Below are 14,944 nucleotides of genomic sequence, written 5' to 3'. Positions count from 1 at the left end.
CTGCTCGTAACGGGTCGTTCTCCCCGCCGGGTTGCCCGTATTCGCCGGGTCAAACGGCTGCGGAGCAGGCGAGCGGGATGACCATGACGCGGCGGTACCGCCCACGGACGGGGAGTCCATGAGCGGTACCGACCGGTAGCGACGCGCCCGGGTCGGGGGCGCGGGTCAGCGGCGCGGGTCAGCGGCGCGGGTCTAGAGGGCGCGGGTCAGAGGGCCCTGCTCTCAGGCTTCGCCCGGCACGTGCCCGTCAGGCTCCGTGCCTGTCCGGGGCCGTGTGGTCCCGGTGCGTCTCGGGTGTGTGCGGGCGTTCGCCGTCCGAGCCGCCCAGTTCGGCGCACAGCTCCTCGACCAGCCGCACCAGGTCGGTCGGCCGCTCCGGGCCCCACCAGTCGCCGAGCAGTTCGGCCAGCGACTCCTCGCGCGCCGCTGCCAGCACCTGCGCCGCTTCGACGCCCGCGTCCGTGAGCACCAGCTCGACGCCGACCCTGCGGGCAAGACCGCGCCCCTCCACCTGCCGGGCCGCCTCGACGATGACGCCGAGCGGTACGGGCACGGTCTCGGCCAGCTCGGACGGCTCGACCAGGCCGTGGCGCCTGATCCGCAGCAGCAGCCAACTGGCCGCTGGGAGCAGGTCGTACCCGGCCTTCGCCGTGATCGTCTCGTAGATCTCCCTGCGGCCCTCGCGGGTGCCGAGCACGGACAGCGCGCGTGCGCACTCGTCGTACGACGAACGCTCGACGGGATTGGACGCCAGCGTCTCGGTGGCTTCCGGGGCCGTGACCGAGCCGCGCAGCTTGTCCTCCTTCAGGAACCACGCGACGGCGAAGGCGAGCAGCACCACCGGCACCGCGTACAGGAAGACGTCCGTGATGGACGAGGAGAACGCGTGCAGCACGCCGGGCCGCACCGAGTCCGGCAGCCGGCCGGCCGCGCGCGGATCGGCGGCCAGCCGTCCCGCGCTGACGCCGGGCGGCAGTTGCTTGCCGGCGAGCGCTCCGGCGAGTTTGTCGTCGAGCCTGCTGGTGAAGATCGTGCCGAAGATCGCCACACCGAAGGAGGCGCCGATGGAGCGGAAGAAGGTCGCGCCCGAGGTGGCGACCCCGAGATCCTGGTAGCCGACGGCGTTCTGCACGACCAGGACGAGCACCTGCATGACGAGACCGAGCCCCGCGCCGAAGACGAAGAAGTAGACGCTCATCTCCCAGACGCCGCTGGTCTCCGTGAGCTGGTGCAGCAGGAAGAGGCCGACGGCCGTGATGCCCGTACCGGCGATGGGGAAGACCTTCCACCGCCCGGTGCGGCTGATGATCTGCCCGGAGGTGGTCGAGGCGATCAGCAGCCCCGCCACCATCGGCAGCATGTGCACTCCGGACAGGGTGGGGCTGATGCCCTGCACGATCTGCAGGAACGTCGGCAGGTAGGTCATCGCGCCGAACATCGCGAAGCCCACGATGAAGCTGATCAGCGCGACGAGTGTGAACGTCCGCACGCGGAACAGCCGCAGCGGCAGGACGGGTTCGGCGGCGCCGCGTTCGACCCGTACGAACACCGCCAGCAGGACCAGGCCGATGACGGCGAGCCCGATGATCTGCGCCGAGCCCCAGGCCCAGGTGGTGCCGCCGAGCGAGGCGACCAGCACCAGGCAGGTGGCGACGGTGGCGATCAGCAGGGTGCCGAGATAGTCGATGGTGTGTTTCGTCGAGCGCACGGGGATGTGCAGCACGGCGGAGATGACGAGCAGCGCGACGACACCGATCGGCAGGTTGATGTAGAAGACCCAGCGCCAGCTCAGATGCTGGGTGAACAGCCCGCCGAGCAGCGGCCCGAGCACGCTCGTCGCGCCGAAGACCGCCCCGAAGAGACCCTGGTACTTGCCGCGCTCACGCGGCGGGACGATGTCGCCGACGATCGCCATCGACAGCACGATGAGCCCGCCGCCGCCGAGCCCCTGGAGCGCACGGAAGCCGATGAGCTGCGGCATGTTCTGGGCGATGCCGCAGAGCGCCGAGCCGATGAGGAAGATGACGATGGCGGTCTGGAAGAGCTTCTTGCGGCCGTACTGGTCGCCGAGCTTGCCCCACAGCGGGGTGGCGGCCGTCGACGCCAGCAGATACGCGGTGACGACCCAGGAGAGATGGTCGAGCCCGCCGAGGTCGCTGACGATGGTCGGCAGCGCGGTGGACACGATGGTCTGGTCGAGTGCGGCGAGCAGCAGACCGAGCAGCAGCGCGCCGATCGCGACGACCACGGTCCGCTGCTGCTGCCCCTGGCCCGGCACGGGTTCCACGGCCGGGGCGTCGACTTCCTGCGCCATGGAGTTCTCCTCGCGACTGCTCCTCGTGACCTCTCCTCAGGGCCCCATCCTGGCCGCAATGTCCGGTTATGGCCTGCCGAATGCACGCCGGACGCGCGCCGAACGCGTACCGGAGCGCGCCGATGTGCCGCGAAGGGGCCGGGCGGGCGTACGCCGGGCGCGGTGGGGCTGCATAATCACTGACAGTTCAAGGGGAGGGGATCCACGTTGAACGGACAGATATGCGCGCACTGCGGTACGCCGTGGGCGTCGGCCGCCGGACCGGGCTGCGGCTGCGCGGCGCGCGCCGTACAGGCGGTGCAGGCGGAGCGCTCGGTGGAACGGACGATGGAGATCGCCCGCGCCGAGGATTTCGACCCGCTGCGGATACGGCCGTACGTGGAACTCGACTCCCGGGACGCCCCGCCGGGCGCCTTCCGTACGGCGGGCCCGCTGCCGCCGCTGGCGCCCGAGACGTCGGGCGGCGCGCGCCGCCCGCTCGTACCGCCGCCCGCGGTCCCTTTCCCCGACGAGCGGCGCCCGCAGCGCAGGCCGCTGAAGGCGGTCGCGATCGGCCTCACCGCGGTGGCGGTGCTGGGCACGGCCGCGTTCGCGGGCGGGCTGTTCTCGGGTGACGACGATCCGGACGCGACGCTGGCGGACAGTACGAGCACGGGCCTGCCGGACGACCTGGACACCCGGCCCGCCGCGGCCACACCCTCGGCATCCCCGTCGACTTCGGTGTCACCTCCCGTGGCGACTTCCGTGTCGCCGACGACTCCCCCGTCGGCTTCGGCGACCACCCCGCGCGCGGTCCCGAAGGCACCGCGCGCCACGCCCAAGGCCCCGGCGCCCCCGTCCCGCGAGGCGCAGACCCCGGTGGCGCAGGTGCGCAGCGGGGTGGGGCTGCGTCAGGGGGACAGCGGTCCCGAGGTCGTGGCGTTGCAGCAGCGCCTGGAGTCGATCTATCTCTACCAGGGCGCGGCGGACGGCCAGTACGACCAGGGCGTGGCGAGTTCTGTCCGCATCTACCAGATGTACCGGCACATCGACGGCGACCCGCAGGGCGTCTACGGCCCGTACACGCAGCGTGCGCTGGAGGCGGAGCAGGCACCGACGGCGGGCGGCCCGGGTGGTCACAACGGGTTCCCGGGCCGAGGCGGCCACCGGCGCTGACCGCATACAGAGTGCGGACGATTTACGGGGTGAGGACGATGCGCCCGCCGGCCGTGTGGCTCTCCAGCCGTTCGTGCGCGGTCGCCGCTTCCGCCAGGGGAAGGATCTCGACCTCGGTGTCGACGAGTCCTTCGGCGACCGCCTTCAGCGCGACCTCGGCGGCGGGCCGGATCGCCTCGGGGTGGGCCGGCAGGTAGGCGCCGGCGTTGAATCCGGCGACGGTGGCGTTGCGGAGCCAGATCTGGTTGCCGTCGATACCTGCCGCATCCCAGTCGCCGCCGGCGTTGCCGACCAGCAGGAGCCGGCCGGACGGCGCGAGCAGGTCCAGGCTCTGGGCGCGGACGGTGCCGCCCACCGGGTCGACGATGACGTCGAACTTCTCGCCGTCGAGGACGTCGGGCAGGTGGGCGGAGTCGACGACGGCGTCGTACGGCAGCTTGGTGGCGGCGGCGGCCGCCAGCCGCTCCGTGCGGACCGTACCGACCACGCGTGAGGCGCCGAGTTGGCGCGCGACGCCGGGGAAGGTGGCGGCGAACGCGCCCAGCGCGCCGTGGACGAGCACGCTCTCGCCCGCCGACAGGTGGATGGCCCGGGTGAGCGCGACATGCGCCATGATCGCGTTGGGCACGACGGCGGCGGCGAGGGCGGGATCGATGCCGTGACGCTCGGTGGACACGACGCGCGCCTGGTCGCTGACGTACACCGACGCGTATCCGCCCGACGCGTTGCCGGGCAGCGCCACCACCTTCTCGCCGACGGCGAACCCGGTGACCCCCGCACCGAGCGCGCGTACCGTACCGGCGACTTCGAGCCCGGGGACGTACGGCGGCTGCGGGACCCCTTCGGCGTCCTTGAACAGCCCCTGCCGGATGTAGACGTCGATGAGCCCGACGGCGGCGTGCGTGACGTCGATCGCGATCCGGCCGGGGCCGGGCTCCGGATCCGGCAGCTCGGTGAGCGCGAGCACGTCCGGCGCGCCGAACTGAGTGACGTGTACGGCCTTCATAGCGATCCCCCTCTATTCATAACGCACCCCATGATGCGCTAACTCGACCCTAACACCACGCATCGCCGTAACGCATCTCAGGGTGCGTTATGATTCCGGTTATGCGCCAGAGAGCCCGGTCGACCGAGGACAAGACCCGCCGCTCGGAAGACCTCCTGGACGCGGCGGAGGCGCTCGCACTCGAACTGGGCGGCGTCCGGTACGTCACGCTGGCACCGGTCACCGAACGGGCCGGACTGCACCGCACCGGCGTACGCCGCTACTACGCCGGCAAGGAGGAGCTGCTCCTCGAACTGGCCGAGCGGGGCTGGGGCCAGTGGCGCGACGCGATCAAGGCCGAGGCCGCCGGGCGCACCGGCCTGGGACCCGCGCAGACGGCGGCGGTGGTGGGCGAGACGCTGGTGGCGCTGCCGGTCTTCTGCGACCTGCTGACGCACGTCCCGCTGAACCTCGAAGGCGACGTCGACATCGAACGGGCCCGCCGCTACAAGACCAACGCCTTCGCCGCCCACGACGAGATCGCCGCCGCACTGGACCGCGCGAGCACCATGACGATCGACCAGCTCGGCAACCTCCTGGCGGTGGCGATCACCCTGGCCGCCGGCTTCTGGCAGGTCTCCCACCCGACACCCACACTGGCGGAGCTGTACGCACAGGAACCACGCTGGGCCCACGCAGCCCTCGACTTCGCCCCACGCCTCAACCGCTCCCTGACGGCGTGCGCGATCGGCCTCACAAAATCCTGAGAACTGGCGCAAGCCTCTCCCAGTTTGTACAGTACAGAAACAAAGTGGCCCCGTCCGCACTCCCTGACCAGCGGACGGGGCCACTCTTGTCCTCCCGACCGCCCGCGCTCACGCACGACCCCGCCGGTGCGCAGGGCGAGCTTCTCCAAGTCCCGCATCGAGTGGCTGGAGCGGCGCGCGAGAGAACTTGGGCAGAGCCCACATGAAGGCCCGACCTCCGTAGCGCGAATCGGTCAGCTCAGCGGAGTCGTCTCCGCGATAATCGACCGCATGGCGTCACAGCCCAGCGCTTCCGAACTTCGTCGTTCCAGGTTCGCGCGACGCGCGCCCGCAGCACTCTCCGAGCTTGCCGGTCCCGTGCAGGGCACGGTGAGCCTGCCGCTGCACCTGGCGTGGTCCGGGCTGACCACGTTCGACCTCGATCAGCCCCGACTGCGGATGAGCTATTACCGAATCGTCCTGGCCGAAGGCCAGCACGACGACCTGGTCCGCCACCTCAACCGCGACCTGCTCACGGACATGTGGCCCGTACTGCGCACGCTGATCAGTCGCGATATGCGCGAGGTCTGGGAGCGCGCCTTTCAGGAACTGGCTCCCGACACCCGGACCGCTGCGTGAACCTCACAGCCCTGCACCGCCGCCTGCCGGCAGATGTGCTCGCCGTAGGCGGTGCGTATCCGCTGGCCCTGACCGGCGGATACGCGGTCCGGGCACGGCCTCGTCGACCGGTCCGCCAGCGAGCTATGAGGAGTGTGAGGTCGACATCCTCAAGGAGGCCCTCTGGAAGCCTCCCGTACACACCGAGCACGGACAGGTGCTAGCCCTCGAAGACGTCGTCGGAACCAAGGTGCGCGCGCTTGCCGACCGCGGACTCGCCAGGGACCTGATCAACGCACAAACCGCCGCAACCCGCTGGAGCCACGTCGAACTCGAAGGACTCAAAGGCAGACTGGCCACGTCGGACGAGCGCCGAGGAACCCACAGTGAAGCGCGCGGGCGCCCCAATCGCACTCGCGGATCTACTGAACGTCGTCCAGGACGATCCAGCAGTCCGCCGCGAACAGCTTGGCCAGTGTGGTCAGTCTCGGGAACAGGTTGGGCTGATGAATCGCGCACAGTCCGCCCGGCTCCGGCAGGTCAGGAAGCGATGAGACGGCTGGTGAAGCCGTCATGGATGAGGGATGCGTACGCTCCATGCACGTCCTCCGGGACCTCCTGCTCGATGGCGAATCCGAGCTTCGGATACTCGATGACCCGCTGGAGATCGCCGACGAGCATGTCCAGGACGAGCTTCTCGTCGCCGATGGACTTCGCGTAGTCGTCGAACTCCAACGGCTCCGACGCGCAGAGGATCTCGACGTCGGGCCAGAGCTTGGCCTTGATGCCCTCGACACTGCGCAGTTGGTGCACGAGCCCGTACTGCGCGGCCGTACGGGTGGCCTGATCAAGGACGAGGAGACCATCATCCCGGGTCGCCGCGTCGGAGGCAGGATGTGGCCGTGGGCGGCGTCCAGCCGTACACGCTGCATCGGGGAGTCGACGGTCCCGCTGCTGCGGGCGATGTCGATGAAGTGCAGGGCCACCTCGACGAGGTCACCGTCAGCCTCCTCGACCTGTGGCATCGCGAGCGATACCGTCGCCGGCCCGCAACCCGCAATCCGCAATCCGCACCTGCTCGTCAGCCGGCAGACCGCCGCGGAGACCGGACCAGTCCACGCCTGCCCGGAGCGCACCGCGAAACCGCCCATGTAGCGGGCCCGCTCCGAGCCCGATGCCAGATGAAAGCCCGTGGCGGTGTAGCAGTGGGTCCGGCATCATCCCCATGTGATTGTGATGCAACCCGTTCTGGAGATCTCCGCTGCCGACGACTTCGTGCTCTGGCCGGTGGGAGAGCACGAGCCATATGGCTACCTCGTGCTGAACGGGGAGCTGACAACGGCGGAGATCGGCACGGCGGTTATGCAGATCGCCGAATGCAACGACTTCGAGCCGGAGGAGGAGCACGGACCGTGCCCGACCGACCCGCTCGGCACTTTCCTGCACGGGCTGCTCACCATGCCTGATCTGTTCGCCGCCGGCGGCTTCCGAGTGACCGACAACGCCACCGACACCGTCTTCGTCGAGCCGGGCTGCTGCAACGGCCTGGAGACCTGGCGCGACTGGCTGGAGGTGCTTAACGGCACCGGCTGCTCCTCCTTCGGCCACGATCCGTCCTCTATGGCCGAACGTCTTGGCGACATCGTCCGGCTGACGCTCGACGCTCACGGGACGGACAGCAGCCCGGTGATCGAGCTGTCAGTAGACCAGATACGGACGCTCGTCACCGGCGCCCAGCAGGATTTGCAGGACTTCCTCAGCCTTGCCGAAACCTGGGCTGAACAACACCTGCCAACACACGCCGCCGCCGTCACTGCCGCCCTGACACGGGCACTGGACCTGGCGCCTGCACAATGACCAGCTTCCTGACCCACCGAGCGCACGTGCACGACGCCCGGCTCCCCCTCCACCGGCGGCACAGCGCCTTGCGCACTTGCCTCACCGTTTTTGCTCCTTACGGCTTGCGCGCGACATACCACCACCTCACGCTCAGCGCCGCGATCCCCCGGCGGCTGGAGGCGGACTCGGATGCGCTGGCGAGGGCGGTGGAAGAACTGCACGAGGCGCGGGTCCTGTGGCTCGTGCGGGCAGACGAGTACGCCGCACAGCGCCGGGCGGAGAAGCAGGCTGGGCGGCGGACTGTACCGAACCCTCGGCCGTGGTGGCTGCGGAACTGGTGGGAAAGCCCCGACCGCGCCTGGTACGAAGACCCGTTTCGCCACCCGTCGCTGCGCCTGACCGAGTACGTCCAGCGGCAGAACGCGATTTTGGATGGTGCCGAGCCGCCTGGCTGCCCGGCTTGCGGGGATGAGGGACCACGAGTGCTGAGCTCGACCGGGCACGGTTGGGTCGAACTGTGCGGTGGGTGCGCGCGGGCGCTGGCGCCATGTCCGTGCGGGCAGCGGCACCGGTTCGTGCCGGAGACCCCGTTCAACTGGAACGAAATCTGGCAACGGGCGCACATGAGCGATGACGGCACGCCGAACCCACATTGGCCTACCGGTTAGCCAGTCAGACGCGGCACGGCAGACGCTCGGAAAATCAGAGCCCGTCAGCTTCGCCGGAACCCGTGCGCGGGACCGCCACAGCCATCAACTGACACGCAGGTTCCGGCCTGCCAGCGTTCAGGAATCTGGGAACCTGCGCGCTTCACCCGGCGGCCACATCGAGCCGTCCAACAACACGCTCCTGCAAGCCGCCGGCCGTGAACTCGCCGAGGAGACCGGCATCCCGTCCCATGTCGTCACTCCGCACAGCGAGATCCCCCTCCACATCGACATCCACCCCATCGACGCCAACCCCGCCAAGAACGAACCCGCCCACCAGCACGTCGACTTCCGCTTCCTCTTCCGTACCACCGCCGACATCGGCGAACTTCACACCGAAGAAGTCACCGACGCCGCGTGGGCACGGTAGAGAGCCTCGCCGACGAGAAGCTGAGGCAGCGGGTCGCCCGAGTGCTTCGCTGACACAGCCGGGGGCGGCGGTGGGGAGGGATTGGCCAGATGGGGTGGGGCTTTGTATCGTGGGTGAACAAATCGGTCGCCAGTTGCGACGCCCGCTCACGACTAAGGACGGCAGTCTTGCCCAGCCCGATGACGCTTGGCCCCTTCAAGGCCCTCCTGCTGGACATGGACGGGACCCTGGTCAATTCCGACGCTGTTGTGGAGCGCTGCTGGCGGCGGTGGGCCGTGGGGCAGGGGTTGGATCCTGCCGAGGTGTTGAAGGTCGTGCACGGGCGGCAGGGGCACGCGACGATGGCTGTGCTGCTTCCTGAGCGGCCGATGGAGCAGAACTACGCCGACAACCGGCTTCTGCTGGCGGAGGAGACGGCCGACACGGACGGCATCGTGCCCGTCCATGGCGCGCCCGCCTTTCTGGCCGCCGTGGCGGCGCTTCCGCACGCACTGGTCACCTCGGCGGATGTCGCGCTGGCCGAGGCGCGGATGGGGGCGGCCGGGCTGCCGATGCCGCAGGTTCGCGTCACGTCGGAGGACGTGTCCGCGAGCAAGCCCGATCCGGAGGGCTTCCTGAAGGGCGCCGCCGAGTTGGGGTTCGCCGCTTCGGAGTGTCTGGCCCTTGAGGACTCCGACGCCGGTGTCACCGCCGCCCGCGCGGCCGGCGCCAAGGTGCTGGGCATCGGTCCCCGCGCCGCCGCGCTCGGCACGGACGCCCACGTGCAGGACCTCACCCAGGTGACCGTCGCGCCCACCGGGACCGGTGAGTTCCTCCTCCACGTCATCGCCTGAGCGCGGCGGACCCGCGGGTGTGCCGGGCGTCGTGGTCGAAGATGCCCAGCGCCTCCGCCGGCCGGCCGCCGTGTGCGCCGAAGGCGTGCGGGACCATGGTGGAGAACTCCGCCGCCTCGCCCGTCTTCACCAGGATCTTGCGGTCGCCGAGGAGCAGTACGAGCGTCCCTGACAGGACGGTGAACCAGTCGGTGCCGGGATGAACCTTCAGCGCCGAAGCGTCTGTTGGGGCCGGTTTGGTGAACCGTATCTTGGCCACGCTCACCCCGGCCTCCCCCTTCAGCATCCAGGTGGTGCGCCCGCGCGCGGCGTCGTGGTGCGGCCTGATGACCACGTTCTCGTCCGCCGAGTCGACCAGTTGGTCCAGCGTGGTGCCCAAGGCCCGTGCGATCACGGTCAGTTGGTCCAGGCTGATACGCCGGTGGCCCGTCTCGATGCGGCTCAGCGTCGACGGGCTCAGGTAGCAGCGGGCGGCCAGATCGTCGAGCGACCAGCCCATGGCCACCCGCAGCCCTCTGATGCGCTTGCGCACCAGAACGTCGAGATCCCCATCTTCTTGCGTCATACGCAAGACCTTATGCCACTGCCGCAAGAGCCTTGTACGTTCAAGGCATGACATCCCTCTCACCCGAGCATCACCCGCACCAGCACCAGCACGAGCACCACGGCAACGACGGCGGCTTCGACGAACCCGGCATGGCCGAGCTGCTCGACCTCGACGCCGAGGTCCTGCACGCGCATCTCGCCGACGTGACCGCCTGGCTGGCCGAGGCCGCCGGGGACATGCCCGTACGCCGGCTGCTCGACCTGGGCAGCGGCACGGGTACCGGCACCCTCGCCCTGCTCCAGCGGTTCGCGGACGCCGAGGCGGTCGCCGTGGACGCCTCAGGCCCTCTGCTGCACCGGCTGCGGGACAAGGCCGAGGCGCGGGGCGTGGCAGGGCGGGTACGTACCGTCCAGGCCGATCTGGACGAGGCCTGGCCCGACTTCGGCGCCGTGGACCTGGTCTGGACATCGGCTGCCCTGCACCACATGGCCGACCCCGACAGCGCCCTGCGCGAGGTGTTCGCCGCGCTGCGGCCCGGCGGGCTGCTCGCCGTCGTCGAGATGGAGGGCTTCCCGCGCTTCCTGCCCGACGATCTCGGCATCGGCGAGCCGGGCCTTGAGACCCGTCTGCACGAGCTGACCGCCCACGAGCACGCCGAGCGGGTCCCCCACCTCGGCGCCGACTGGGGACCGCGCCTCGCCGCGGCCGGGTTCGCCGTCGCGGCCGAGCGGCGCTTCGCCGTGGATCTGCTGCCGCCGCTCCCGGCCGCCACCGGCCGTTACGCGCAGGCGATGCTACGACGCCTGCGCGGCGCTCTCGCCGAGCGGCTGGGCACGGACGACCGGTCCGTGCTGGACACGCTCCTCGACGGTGAGGGCCCGGACAGCGTCACGCGCCGCGGCGACCTGACCGTACGCACCGAGCGGCCCGCCTGGCTGGCCCGGCGGCCCGCCGTCTGACCGGCCCGGGATCACGACTCCCCCGGCCCGGGATCACGTCTCCCTCGGCCCGGGATCACGTCTCCCCCGGCCCGGGATCATGACTCGCTCCGCCCGGGTCCCCGGCCCCGGGCGACCGGGGCCCGAGCACCCGTAGCCCCGCTCAATTCGGCGGCCGGCGTGCCTCGTTCACCTCGCGCAGCACCGCCCACGCGTCCGCCACCGGACCCACATGCCCGAGCTTGTCGGGGTTCATCACCGAGCGGATCGTCTGGATCTGCCCGTCCAGCACCTCGAACGACATCGTGTTGAGCACCTTGTCGTCCCGGTCGCGGAGGATCACGCCCGGGTGGCCGTTCAGTTCGTGCGGCTCCATCTCCACCCCGATCTGGAAGAGCCACGGGAAGGTGGCCGCGAGCACCCGGGCCACCTTGTCGGCGCCGAAGACGCCGGCGCTCCACTGCGGGACCTTGCCGCCGCCGTCGCCGACCAGATGGACGTCGGCGGCGAGCAGTTCCCGCAGGCTCTCGACGTCACCTTCGCGCAGCGCGTCGAAGAAGCGCGCCGCCAGCTCCGCGCGCTCGGTGCGGTCCGCCTCGAAACGGGGGCGTCCCGCGTCCATGTGGCGCCTCGCCCGTACCGCGAGTTGGCGGCACGCCGACTCCGATCGGCCCACCGCCGGGGCGATTTCGGGGAAGCCGAACCCGAACACCTCCCGCAGTACGAAGACCGCCCGCTCCAGCGGGCTCAGCCGCTCCAGCAGCAACAGGGCCGCCATCGAGACCGAGTCGGCCAGTTCCGCCGCGCGCTCGGGATCCTCGTACGGGTCGGTGAGCAGCGGCTCGGGGAACCACTCCCCGACGTACTCCTCCCGCCGTACGCGCGCGGAGCGCAGTACGTCGATCGAGATCCGGGTCACGACGGCCGAGAGGAAGGCCCTGGTCGACCGGGGCGGGGTCGGGGCCGCCTCGTAGCGCAGCCAGGTCTCCTGCACGGCGTCCTCGGCCTCGCTGACGCTGCCGAGCACCCGGTAGGCGATGGAGAACAGCAACGGCCGCAGCTCCTCGAACTCCTCGGCCCGCGCCCCGCTCACGCCGCCACCTCCCGGAATCCCCGCCGCACCGGCGGCAACCGCCGCTTCCGTACGAGCTTGGCCGCCCCCGCACACGCGGCCATGCCCCACCCAGGGTCCGTTCCCGTTCGCGTCACGTCGTGGCCCCCAGTCGCATGGCCGTCACCTTCCTGCTGTCAGGATCGCCTCCAGCACCTGGGACGAGACAGCCCCGCCGGCTGTGACATCGGCCGGCATGTCGTTCGCGCGAACCGCGGTTACGACAACGCGAGCCGCGGTTACGACAACCCGGCGAGGTCGAGCACGATCTTCCCCCGCCGTGGCCCCCGAGCGGCGGCAGCATGGGCGTCGGCCGCCCGTGTCGCCGGGAAGACGTCCTGTACCGGCACCCGGAAGCGCCCCTGCGCGGACAGGGCCGCGGCCAAGGCCAGGCCGTGCCGGCTGTCCGGCTCTCCGGCGTACCGGCCGCGCGAGAGGCGTACGCCGCGCCCGGGGCCCGTGAAGTCCGCGCGGTAGGCATGGATACGGAGCGGCTGTTCCGGATGACGGCGAAGTGAGAGGCGCGCGGACGACAATGACTCGGAATCCCCGTACGGACGCGGAACGCAACCGTCGGCACATTGCCTCTGTCGCCCGCGCGGCGTTCGCCGACGAGGGCCTCGACCTGCCGATGCGGGAGATCGCCCGACGGGCGGGGCTTGGCATCGCGACGTTCTCCCGGCACTTCCCCACCCGCGCGGATCTCGTCACCGCCGCGCTCACCGAGCATGTGGCCGCCTGCCGCGCCGACATGCGGGCCGCGCTCGACGAGCCCGACGCCTGGCGGGCGTTGAGCAGAACGATCAACCGCTTCGCGCAACGCCAGGTACGGGACCGGGGGTTGAACGAGGCGCTGTTCGGCTGGCACGAAGCGGCTGCCGCGTTCGCCGAGGACCGCCGCGCGCACGCACGCGGCCTGGAGCAGTTGGTCGACCGGGCGCGGCGCGCGGGCGCCGTCCGCGCGGGGCTTTCGGTCGAGGACGTACGGGTCGGCCTGACGGCCATCGCCACGTTCCGCGCCCCGCGGCCGGAGAAGGCGGCGGCCTCGACCCGGCGCCTGGTGAACCTTCTCCTGGCCGGCCTGGCCGGCCAGGCCGCGGAACGTGACTCCGCAGGGGACGAACGGCCCGCGCCGCTCACCCCGCGCCCGCTCAGCCCGTGATCGCCTCGAAGATGCTGAACCCCGCCAGCGCCAGCATCACGGCCGCCGCGATCTTCGTGATCAGCCGCAGCGGAACGCGCTTCATCAGCGCCCTGCCGCCCAGGATGCCGAGCGCCGCCACCGACCACAGGGCCAGTACGGCGCCGATCCCCACCGAGACCGGATTGTCGTAGCGGGCGGCCAAGTTGGCCGTCATGATCTGGGTCAGATCGCCGAACTCGGCGACGAGGATCAGCATGAAGCCCGCCCCCGAAACCTTCCAGAACGACTGGTCGGCAGGGGCCTTGATCTTCTCCTCCTCGTCGTCCTCCTTCTTGAACAGCAGGACGGCGGCGCCCGCCACGAAGAGCACCCCCACCACCGCCTCCACCAACCGGTGCGGCAGCAGGGTCAGTACGCTGCCGGCCGCGATGGCGAGCGCGACGTGTACGACGAAGGCGGCGGCGATGCCGGCGAAGACGTAGGACGCGCGGTAGCGGGTCCCCAGCATCAGGGCGGCGAGCGCGGTCTTGTCGGGTAGCTCGGCAAGAAACACGACGCCGAAGACAATTGCCATGACAGTGAAGCTGATCACTGGTCGATTCCTCTATCGGTCGGGCGTGCCGCACCGAGAGACTGACCGTGAAAAAAGGGGTCGCTTCGGCACGGCAGCGTCGTCAAACGGACACTGCTGGCCGAAGGTCTCGCTGGCGAACCGCTGTCGCGGTCGCCTCCGGGCGCCGGCCGGGCGCGAGGCCCAGCAGTATGTCGACGGTTCCGGCGAAGAGCTACTCCCCTTCTGCGCTGAACAGCTTACGGCATGTCCGCCCTCTTGAACTGACGTGTCCATGTCGTCACGCTGTTACCTGGCGCCCACCTCACGGAAACCCGGTGGCGCCACGCTTGCCCCTGAACGGACAGATTCCCCCCACATCGCCCCCACGCCAAGGGAGTTCGCATGTTCGGTGTCTACGCGCGTCGAGTCAGTGAAGCTCATGGAACACGTCGCATACCCCGCACCGCCGTCCTCGCCGCCTCCGCCGCCCTCGCCGCTTCGGCCACCCTGCTCGCCGCCCCCTCGGCGCAGGCCTCGCCCCCCACCCCCATCGCCGCTTCGACAGCCCGCACCTATCTCGGCCAGCTCACCGTGCAGGCCGAAGGCTCGTCCAGCGGTTACAGCCGCGACAAGTTCCCGCACTGGATCACCCAGTCCGGCGCCTGCGACACCCGCGAGGTGGTCCTCAAGCGCGACGGCACCAACGTCGCGCAGAACTCCAGTTGTACCGCCACCAGCGGCAGTTGGTACTCCGAGTACGACGGCGCCACCTGGTCCGCCGCCTCCGACGTGGACATCGACCACGTCATACCGCTCTCCGAGGCGTGGAAGTCGGGGGCCAGCGGCTGGACCACGGCGCAGCGCCAGGCCCTCGCCAACGACCTCACCCGGCCGCAGCTCATCGCGGTCACCGACAACGTGAACCAATCGAAGGGCGACCAGGACCCGGCGAGCTGGCTGCCGTCCCGCACCGCCTACCGGTGCACGTACGTCCGGATGTGGGTGCAGGTGAAGCACTACTACGCCATGACGGTCGACTCGGCCGAGAAGAGCGCGCTGCAGTCGGTCCTCAACGGCTGCTGAT

General features: G+C 70.4%; 16 protein-coding genes and 3 pseudogenes. 11 read left to right on the top strand and 8 right to left on the bottom strand.

Going from position 1 to position 14,944, the window contains the following annotated elements; all coding sequences use genetic code 11:
• Positions 1-247: 247 nt before the first annotated feature.
• A complete protein-coding gene (locus ACZ63I_RS24685; RefSeq protein WP_469341171.1) occupies positions 248-2,314 on the bottom strand; it encodes an MFS transporter in 2,067 nt (688 codons plus the stop codon).
• 207 nt (positions 2,315-2,521) lie between these two features.
• On the opposite strand from ACZ63I_RS24685, the gene ACZ63I_RS24680 reads away from it, so the two are divergent.
• The gene (locus ACZ63I_RS24680; protein ID WP_469341170.1) at positions 2,522-3,469 is read left to right on the top strand and encodes a peptidoglycan-binding protein; all 948 of its coding nucleotides are present in this window, start codon (positions 2,522-2,524) and stop codon (positions 3,467-3,469) included.
• 22 nt (positions 3,470-3,491) lie between these two features.
• Here ACZ63I_RS24680 and ACZ63I_RS24675 read toward each other — a convergent pair whose 3' ends face one another.
• Positions 3,492-4,475: a quinone oxidoreductase family protein gene (locus tag ACZ63I_RS24675; RefSeq protein WP_469341169.1), complete on the bottom strand. Its 984-nt coding sequence runs from the start codon at positions 4,473-4,475 to the stop codon at positions 3,492-3,494.
• 101 nt (positions 4,476-4,576) lie between these two features.
• On the opposite strand from ACZ63I_RS24675, the gene ACZ63I_RS24670 reads away from it, so the two are divergent.
• From ACZ63I_RS24670 to ACZ63I_RS24660, 3 genes and pseudogenes are all read left to right on the top strand, one after another.
• The gene (locus ACZ63I_RS24670; RefSeq protein WP_469341168.1) at positions 4,577-5,221 is read left to right on the top strand and encodes a TetR family transcriptional regulator; all 645 of its coding nucleotides are present in this window, start codon (positions 4,577-4,579) and stop codon (positions 5,219-5,221) included.
• Between the two features lie 270 nt (positions 5,222-5,491).
• Positions 5,492-5,839, top strand: coding sequence for a transcriptional regulator (locus ACZ63I_RS24665; protein WP_469341167.1), 348 nt, complete (start codon positions 5,492-5,494; stop codon positions 5,837-5,839).
• A pseudogene (locus ACZ63I_RS24660) lies at positions 5,836-6,176 on the top strand (hypothetical protein); the annotation flags it as partial. The gene ACZ63I_RS24665 and the pseudogene ACZ63I_RS24660, both read left to right, overlap by 4 nt.
• Positions 6,177-6,358: 182 nt before the next feature.
• Here the strand turns inward: ACZ63I_RS24660 and ACZ63I_RS24655 are convergent.
• A pseudogene (locus ACZ63I_RS24655) lies at positions 6,359-6,595 on the bottom strand (YdcF family protein); the annotation flags it as partial.
• A pseudogene (locus ACZ63I_RS24650) lies at positions 6,596-6,819 on the bottom strand (hypothetical protein); the annotation flags it as partial. It lies immediately after the preceding pseudogene.
• 235 nt (positions 6,820-7,054) lie between these two features.
• Here ACZ63I_RS24650 and ACZ63I_RS24645 point away from each other — a divergent pair.
• The 4 genes from ACZ63I_RS24645 to ACZ63I_RS24630 all read left to right on the top strand — a co-directional run bounded on the left by ACZ63I_RS24645 (position 7,055) and on the right by ACZ63I_RS24630 (position 9,567).
• The gene (locus tag ACZ63I_RS24645) at positions 7,055-7,675 is read left to right on the top strand and encodes a hypothetical protein (RefSeq protein ID WP_469341365.1); all 621 of its coding nucleotides are present in this window, start codon (positions 7,055-7,057) and stop codon (positions 7,673-7,675) included.
• On the top strand, positions 7,672-8,325 hold the full coding sequence (locus ACZ63I_RS24640; RefSeq protein WP_469341166.1) for a hypothetical protein: 654 nt from the start codon (positions 7,672-7,674) through the stop codon (positions 8,323-8,325). Before ACZ63I_RS24645 ends, ACZ63I_RS24640 begins: the two co-directional genes overlap by 4 nt.
• A complete protein-coding gene (locus ACZ63I_RS24635) occupies positions 8,288-8,734 on the top strand; it encodes an NUDIX domain-containing protein (RefSeq protein ID WP_469341165.1) in 447 nt (148 codons plus the stop codon). The genes ACZ63I_RS24640 and ACZ63I_RS24635 overlap by 38 nt, the downstream gene beginning before the upstream one ends.
• Before the next feature lie 179 nt (positions 8,735-8,913).
• On the top strand, positions 8,914-9,567 hold the full coding sequence (locus ACZ63I_RS24630) for an HAD-IA family hydrolase (protein WP_469341364.1): 654 nt from the start codon (positions 8,914-8,916) through the stop codon (positions 9,565-9,567).
• On the opposite strand, the gene ACZ63I_RS24625 is transcribed toward ACZ63I_RS24630, so the two are convergent.
• Entirely contained in the window at positions 9,557-10,132 is a 576-nt protein-coding gene (locus tag ACZ63I_RS24625) for an XRE family transcriptional regulator (protein ID WP_469341164.1), read from the bottom strand. The two genes, ACZ63I_RS24630 and ACZ63I_RS24625, sit on opposite strands and share 11 nt — an antisense overlap.
• Before the next feature lie 47 nt (positions 10,133-10,179).
• On the opposite strand from ACZ63I_RS24625, the gene ACZ63I_RS24620 reads away from it, so the two are divergent.
• On the top strand, positions 10,180-11,073 hold the full coding sequence (locus ACZ63I_RS24620; protein ID WP_469341163.1) for a class I SAM-dependent methyltransferase: 894 nt from the start codon (positions 10,180-10,182) through the stop codon (positions 11,071-11,073).
• Positions 11,074-11,215: 142 nt separating this feature from the next.
• Here ACZ63I_RS24620 and ACZ63I_RS24615 read toward each other — a convergent pair whose 3' ends face one another.
• Together ACZ63I_RS24615 and ACZ63I_RS24610 are read right to left on the bottom strand one after the other, a co-directional pair.
• The gene (locus ACZ63I_RS24615) at positions 11,216-12,145 is read right to left on the bottom strand and encodes an RNA polymerase sigma-70 factor (RefSeq protein WP_469341162.1); all 930 of its coding nucleotides are present in this window, start codon (positions 12,143-12,145) and stop codon (positions 11,216-11,218) included.
• 257 nt (positions 12,146-12,402) lie between these two features.
• Positions 12,403-12,699 (bottom strand): zinc-binding dehydrogenase, encoded by a 297-nt coding sequence (locus ACZ63I_RS24610; protein ID WP_469341161.1) that lies wholly within the window; start codon positions 12,697-12,699, stop codon positions 12,403-12,405.
• Here ACZ63I_RS24610 and ACZ63I_RS24605 point away from each other — a divergent pair.
• Positions 12,699-13,325: a TetR/AcrR family transcriptional regulator gene (locus ACZ63I_RS24605; RefSeq protein WP_469341160.1), complete on the top strand. Its 627-nt coding sequence runs from the start codon at positions 12,699-12,701 to the stop codon at positions 13,323-13,325. The two genes, ACZ63I_RS24610 and ACZ63I_RS24605, sit on opposite strands and share 1 nt — an antisense overlap.
• Here the strand turns inward: ACZ63I_RS24605 and ACZ63I_RS24600 are convergent.
• Entirely contained in the window at positions 13,315-13,899 is a 585-nt protein-coding gene (locus ACZ63I_RS24600) for a TMEM165/GDT1 family protein (protein WP_469341159.1), read from the bottom strand. The two genes, ACZ63I_RS24605 and ACZ63I_RS24600, sit on opposite strands and share 11 nt — an antisense overlap.
• 363 nt (positions 13,900-14,262) lie before the next feature.
• Here ACZ63I_RS24600 and ACZ63I_RS24595 point away from each other — a divergent pair, with 363 nt between their 5' ends.
• Positions 14,263-14,943: an HNH endonuclease family protein gene (locus ACZ63I_RS24595; RefSeq protein ID WP_469341158.1), complete on the top strand. Its 681-nt coding sequence runs from the start codon at positions 14,263-14,265 to the stop codon at positions 14,941-14,943.
• Position 14,944: the final 1 nt, after the last annotated feature.

The organism is Streptomyces sp. NPDC087906 (assembly GCF_055584925.1).
This window is presented reverse-complemented; position numbering and strand designations above follow the sequence as displayed.

Bases quoted from the DNA above. Each gene is read 5' to 3' on its own strand.
- ACZ63I_RS24645 (WP_469341365.1), top strand. From the start codon at position 7,055: ATGCAACCCGTTCTGGAGATCTCCGCTGCCGACGACTTCGTGCTCTGG.
- ACZ63I_RS24635 (WP_469341165.1), top strand. From the start codon at position 8,288: ATGACGGCACGCCGAACCCACATTGGCCTACCGGTTAGCCAGTCAGAC.
- ACZ63I_RS24620 (WP_469341163.1), top strand. From the start codon at position 10,180: ATGACATCCCTCTCACCCGAGCATCACCCGCACCAGCACCAGCACGAG.
- ACZ63I_RS24640 (WP_469341166.1), top strand. From the start codon at position 7,672: ATGACCAGCTTCCTGACCCACCGAGCGCACGTGCACGACGCCCGGCTC.
- ACZ63I_RS24670 (WP_469341168.1), top strand. From the start codon at position 4,577: ATGCGCCAGAGAGCCCGGTCGACCGAGGACAAGACCCGCCGCTCGGAA.
- ACZ63I_RS24625 (WP_469341164.1), bottom strand. From the start codon at position 10,132: ATGACGCAAGAAGATGGGGATCTCGACGTTCTGGTGCGCAAGCGCATC.
- ACZ63I_RS24605 (WP_469341160.1), top strand. From the start codon at position 12,699: ATGACTCGGAATCCCCGTACGGACGCGGAACGCAACCGTCGGCACATT.
- ACZ63I_RS24630 (WP_469341364.1), top strand. From the start codon at position 8,914: ATGACGCTTGGCCCCTTCAAGGCCCTCCTGCTGGACATGGACGGGACC.
- ACZ63I_RS24595 (WP_469341158.1), top strand. From the start codon at position 14,263: ATGTTCGGTGTCTACGCGCGTCGAGTCAGTGAAGCTCATGGAACACGT.
- ACZ63I_RS24665 (WP_469341167.1), top strand. From the start codon at position 5,492: ATGGCGTCACAGCCCAGCGCTTCCGAACTTCGTCGTTCCAGGTTCGCG.
- ACZ63I_RS24685 (WP_469341171.1), bottom strand. From the start codon at position 2,314: ATGGCGCAGGAAGTCGACGCCCCGGCCGTGGAACCCGTGCCGGGCCAG.
- ACZ63I_RS24675 (WP_469341169.1), bottom strand. From the start codon at position 4,475: ATGAAGGCCGTACACGTCACTCAGTTCGGCGCGCCGGACGTGCTCGCG.